This window comes from Methylobacterium sp. WL18, assembly GCF_008040015.1.
GTDB classification, from domain to species: Bacteria; Pseudomonadota; Alphaproteobacteria; order Rhizobiales; family Beijerinckiaceae; genus Methylobacterium; species Methylobacterium mesophilicum.
Genome location: NZ_VRVD01000366.1, coordinates 1 through 4750, shown reverse-complemented (window position 1 = coordinate 4750; position 4750 = coordinate 1). Strand labels below are relative to the sequence as shown.

Here is a 4750-nt window from a genome sequence, read left to right as displayed (position 1 = left end):
GCTCACGACCGCGATGCCGACGCGCCCGGTCCGGCTTTCCCGGCAGGGCGACACCCTCAAGGCCGGCGAGCGCTGGAAGCGGCGGTTGCCGCGCAATCTCTGGTGATCGGATCCGAGGCCGCCCCGCGGTAACGCCGCGGAGCCCGATGGGCCGTGCGGCTTCTCTCCCCGGTTGCGACCCTTTTTGCAGACGGCTGCGGGGCCGAGCAGCCGTCCGTCCCCCCTCAGATGCCGACGCTGGCCGCGCCCGCCTCCGCGGCCTGGCTGACGGTCGCGCCGTTCCGGAGCGCCATCGCGATCGCGGTCGAGGCCGTGTCGACGGCCTCCGCACGGTCCTCACCGTAATCGTACATGCTGTTGGCCTGCGACCCGAGCCGGGCGTGAAAATTATCCGGAAAGTTCTTGTCCATCCGCTGCTTCAGCAGGTTGGTCGCCGCATGATAATCACTTTCGAACCCGGATGACTGATAAGCCGGCGCGGCATCGTAGGTCCCGCCCTCCTTGTCGGCAGCAGCTTTGCGGTTCTTGTGGTCGATCGTCTGCGAGAACAGGAAGCCGATAACCTTGGCCATAAGCCATCTGAAGGCGTTCATGTCGGTCCTCGACGAGAGCAGCGGCGGAATCTCTTCAGGTCTGTACCACGCATTGTCCCGGCGCCGCGGCTTTCTTGGCCGCGATGACCTTTTGCCCGGCCGCGAACCGCTCCGGGCGGCCCGTCACCATCGCTCCTCGGCGATGAGCGCCCCGCTTTCATCGAAGATGCCCCGCCAGCCCTTGTCGAGCAGGCGGACCGTCACGCGGGTCTGATCCGCCTCCGCGCCCGAGCCGGGCTTGATGCGAGCCTCGACCTGGCCGAGGCGTTCCTGCTGCTTGAGGACGGCCATGGTGACGCCCAGGCGCGACGCCAGCTCGCGGGGATCGACGATCCAATCGCCTTTGTGACCGAGATCGAGCCGCACGGCGCGAATCCTTTATCCCTACGGGTGCCCTAACGGAGCCGGCCGGCATCGACGCCACCGTCTAACTTTAGCGGGGCGCTGGCTCCTCCGGACAACGACGGTGCGGATCAGAAGGCGTGCGCCGTGCCGCGCCGCTTGCGCGGTGTCCTGTGGTGAGATCGGGCCGGATGGCGCCGGACCCGGACCCGGGGCGGCGGCGCTGCCTGCGGTACCATCACCGGGACGCCGTCATGCTCCGCGATGACTTCGCGCGCATGCGCGACGCTCATGTCGCAGGCACTGGTCATGCCCTGGAGCGCGCCGAGGGCGCGATTGTATTCGGGGAGGTTGGTGCACCCGGGAATGCCCCAGGCACGGGCCGGGGCGGGCGCCACCAGGACCGTCGTCACCAGCGCCAGGAGGGCGGCGCGCGGGGCGAGCGTCAGGACGATCCCGTCCCGATGGATGAGCAGGCGCATCAGAATCTCCCGACCGGCACCAGGGTCAACCCGCATCGGCCCGCTTGGTGCGGTGCGGAGGGGGTCGCGGTTGCGGGACGGCGCAGGCCCGGATCGATGCCCCGGGCCGGCTTGCAAGTGAGGATCCGGCGCGACCGCGAAAAGCGCCCGCGCCGGATCGTGGTGTTTAGGTCTGGAGCCGGCTTAGAAGTCCATGCCGCCCATGCCGCCCATGCCGCCGCCGCCCGGCATGGCCGGGGCTTCCTTGCGCGGCAGCTCGGAGATCATCGCCTCGGTGGTGACCAGCAGGCCGGCGACGGAAGCCGCGCCCTGGAGCGCCGCCCGGACGACCTTGGACGGATCGACGATGCCGGCCTGGAGCATGTCGACATACTCCTCGGTCTGCGCGTTGAAGCCGTAGGTCTCCGAGGCGTTGGCCAGGATGTTGCCGACCACGATCGAGCCTTCCACGCCCGAGTTCTGGGCGATCTGACGGATCGGGGCCTCGAGCGCCTTCAGCACGATCTTGATGCCGGCCAAGACGTCGGGGTTGTCGCTGGTCAGACCCTGGGCGGCCTTCTTGGCGCGCAGCAGCGCGGTGCCGCCGCCCGGGACGATGCCTTCCTCGACGGCCGCGCGGGTGGCGTGGAGGGCGTCGTCGACGCGGTCCTTCTTCTCCTTGACCTCGACCTCGGTCGAGCCGCCGACGCGGATCACCGCGACGCCGCCCGCGAGCTTGGCCAGGCGCTCTTGCAGCTTCTCCCGGTCGTAGTCCGAGGTGGTCTCCTCGACCTGCGCCTTGATCTGCGAGATGCGGGCCTCGATGTCCGACTTCTCGCCGGACCCGTCGATGATCGTGGTGTTCTCCTTGTCGATCCGCACCCGCTTGGCCCGGCCGAGCATGTCGAGCGTCACGTTCTCGAGCTTGATGCCGAGGTCCTCGGCGATCATCTGGCCCTTGGTCAGGATCGCGATATCCTCGAGCATCGCCTTGCGGCGATCGCCGAAGCCCGGCGCCTTCACGGCCGCGACCTTCAGGCCGCCGCGCAGCTTGTTCACCACGAGGGTGGCCAGCGCCTCGCCCTCGATGTCCTCGGCGATGATCAGCAGCGGCTTGCCGGTCTGGACCACGGCCTCGAGCACCGGAAGCATCGCCTGCAGCGACGACAGCTTCTTCTCGTGGATCAGGATGTAGGGATCCTCGAGCTCGGCGATCATCTTCTCCGCGTTCGTGATGAAGTACGGGGACAGGTAACCGCGGTCGAACTGCATGCCCTCGACGACGTCGAGCTCCGTCTCGGCCGTCTTGGCCTCCTCGACCGTGATCACGCCCTCGTTGCCCACCTTCTGCATGGCGTGGGCGATCATCTCGCCGATCTCCTTGTCGCCGTTGGCGGAGATCGTGCCGACCTGGGCGATCTCCTCCGAGGAGGCGACCTTGCGGGAGCGCTCGCTGATGTCCTTCACGACCGCGGCGACCGCGAGGTCGATGCCGCGCTTCAGGTCCATCGGGTTCATGCCGGCGGCGACATACTTCACGCCTTCGCGGACGATGGAGGCGGCCAGCACGGTGGCGGTGGTGGTGCCGTCACCCGCGATGTCGCTCGACTTCGAGGCCACTTCGCGCACCATCTGGGCGCCCATGTTCTCGAACTTGTCAGCGAGCTCGATCTCCTTGGCGACGGTGACGCCGTCCTTGGTGATGCGCGGGGCGCCGAAGCTCTTCTCGATCACGACGTTGCGGCCCTTGGGACCCAGCGTCACCTTCACGGCGCTGGCGAGCAGCTCGACGCCGCGCAGCATCTTCTCGCGGGCGTCGACGGAAAAACGGACGTCTTTGGCTGACATGGACGATCTCTTCTGTTGTCGTTCGGCCCCGAGGCGCGCCGGAGCGGGCGCCTCGAAGGGCTTGAGGAGCTTTGGGCTGGGCGGACGCCCTTAGGCGACGACGCCCATGATGTCGGATTCCTTCATGATCAGAAGGTCCTGGCCGTCGATCTTGACCTCGGTGCCGGACCACTTGCCGAACAGCACGCGATCACCGGGCTTCACCTCCAGGGGATTGATCTTGCCGGCCTCGTCCCGGGCGCCGGGTCCGACGGCGACGACCTCGCCCTCCTGGGGCTTCTCCTTGACGGTGTCGGGGATGATGATCCCGCCCTTGGTCTTCTCCTCGCCCTCGATGCGGCGTAGCACCACGCGGTCGTGCAGCGGGCGAAACTTCATGTGTGGCATCCTGGTCGTCCCGCCTCCGGGTCTCGCGTCGGCATGACGGAGCCCGTACGGGAAAGGCGGCAGCGGACCGAATCATCCGCGCCGGGTCGGGACCTCTTAGCACTCAATCGGCGAGAGTGCTAACGCTCTTCGAAGCCGACGGGCCCGATCGCGACCCGCCGGAGCGGCCCGGATCCGGACGGGCGGCCTGAATATTGAAGGTCGTGCACCAAAACAACATCGCAAGAACCCGCGATTTCACGGGCACGCCGGACCGTTTTTCTCGGCAGCCTCTTTCGGGATTGTGATTATCCCGGCAATGCGCTAGAGAACGCATATCGATTTGAGGCCAGATATTCGGCCGTCTCGCCACAACAGGGCGAGCGCTCTGCATCTCTCCCATTTTCGACGACTCGCGGATGAGCGCATGCACGGCGTGCGCTCGACCCATTCGATCGTCCAGCGTTCGCTGCCCGTGCAGCGCATCGGCAGCAAACCCTGGATCTTTGTTACCGTATGATGATTTTGATCGGCCGGAATGCTGGTCGATCGCATCATGCTCTAAAGCAGTTGGAATATTTATGACCATCGGCACCGTTAAGTGGTTCAACGAGACCAAGGGCTTCGGCTTCATCCAGCCTGACGACGGCGGCAAGGACGTGTTCGTGCACATCTCGGCTGTCGAGCGCGCCGGCATGCGCAACCTGATCGAGGGCCAGAAGCTCTCCTTCGAGCTGGAAACCGACCGTCGCAGCGGCAAGCAGTCCGCCGGCAGCCTCCAGGCCGCCTGAACCGAGCGCCTCACCCTGAGGACGCGTTTCGAAGCCGTTCCCTGTGTGGAGCGGCTTCTTCTGTTTCTGGACCGGCATCCGCGATGCCGTTTCGGGCTCTTGATCGGGCATCATCGGTCTCCGAAACCCTTTCGGGATGATGCTCTCGCCACCGGCGCTGCGAAGCGCGCGAGGAGTATCCGTGGGTCAATTCAAAGAAACGCAGCTGTCCGATCGTCTCGAGGCCGGCGCGAAGGCCAAGGAAGAGCGGCTGGCCCAGTTCCGGGCACGCCCCCCGGCCGACGATCCGGCCGTCCTCGCCCGGCAGGCCGAGCGCCAGGCCGTCGTCGAGGCCCGCGAGGTGCGGGTG

General features: G+C 66.8%; 7 protein-coding genes. 2 read left to right on the top strand and 5 right to left on the bottom strand.

All coding sequences use genetic code 11. The features are described 5' to 3' along the window. Positions 1-224: 224 nt before the first annotated feature. The 5 genes from FV228_RS20715 to groES all read right to left on the bottom strand — a co-directional run bounded on the left by FV228_RS20715 (position 225) and on the right by groES (position 3622). Positions 225-572: a hypothetical protein gene (locus FV228_RS20715; RefSeq protein WP_246693971.1), complete on the bottom strand. Its 348-nt coding sequence runs from the start codon at positions 570-572 to the stop codon at positions 225-227. Positions 573-716: 144 nt separating this feature from the next. Next, on the bottom strand, positions 717-959 hold the full coding sequence (locus FV228_RS20710; protein ID WP_147856339.1) for a DUF6522 family protein: 243 nt from the start codon (positions 957-959) through the stop codon (positions 717-719). Positions 960-1066: 107 nt separating this feature from the next. Further along, the gene (locus FV228_RS20705; protein WP_238261418.1) at positions 1067-1417 is read right to left on the bottom strand and encodes a hypothetical protein; all 351 of its coding nucleotides are present in this window, start codon (positions 1415-1417) and stop codon (positions 1067-1069) included. 183 nt (positions 1418-1600) lie between these two features. Then, positions 1601-3244, bottom strand: a complete 1644-nt coding sequence (gene groL / locus FV228_RS20700) for a chaperonin GroEL (RefSeq protein WP_147856338.1) — start codon at positions 3242-3244, stop codon at positions 1601-1603. A gap of 90 nt (positions 3245-3334) precedes the next feature. Beyond that, on the bottom strand, positions 3335-3622 hold the full coding sequence (groES, locus tag FV228_RS20695; protein ID WP_007565402.1) for a co-chaperone GroES: 288 nt from the start codon (positions 3620-3622) through the stop codon (positions 3335-3337). 569 nt (positions 3623-4191) lie between these two features. Between groES and FV228_RS20690 the strand changes: the two genes are divergently transcribed. Together FV228_RS20690 and FV228_RS34300 are read left to right on the top strand one after the other, a co-directional pair. After that, positions 4192-4401 (top strand): cold-shock protein, encoded by a 210-nt coding sequence (locus tag FV228_RS20690; RefSeq protein WP_147856337.1) that lies wholly within the window; start codon positions 4192-4194, stop codon positions 4399-4401. Between the two features lie 136 nt (positions 4402-4537). After that, the coding region (locus FV228_RS34300) for a DUF6481 family protein (RefSeq protein WP_348645067.1) at positions 4538-4750 on the top strand (213 nt) is incomplete at its 3' end.

Bases quoted from the DNA above. Each gene is read 5' to 3' on its own strand.
- FV228_RS20715 (WP_246693971.1), bottom strand. From the start codon at position 572: ATGGCCAAGGTTATCGGCTTCCTGTTCTCGCAGACGATCGACCACAAG.
- FV228_RS20705 (WP_238261418.1), bottom strand. From the start codon at position 1,417: ATGCGCCTGCTCATCCATCGGGACGGGATCGTCCTGACGCTCGCCCCG.
- groL (WP_147856338.1), bottom strand. From the start codon at position 3,244: ATGTCAGCCAAAGACGTCCGTTTTTCCGTCGACGCCCGCGAGAAGATG.
- groES (WP_007565402.1), bottom strand. From the start codon at position 3,622: ATGAAGTTTCGCCCGCTGCACGACCGCGTGGTGCTACGCCGCATCGAG.
- FV228_RS20690 (WP_147856337.1), top strand. From the start codon at position 4,192: ATGACCATCGGCACCGTTAAGTGGTTCAACGAGACCAAGGGCTTCGGC.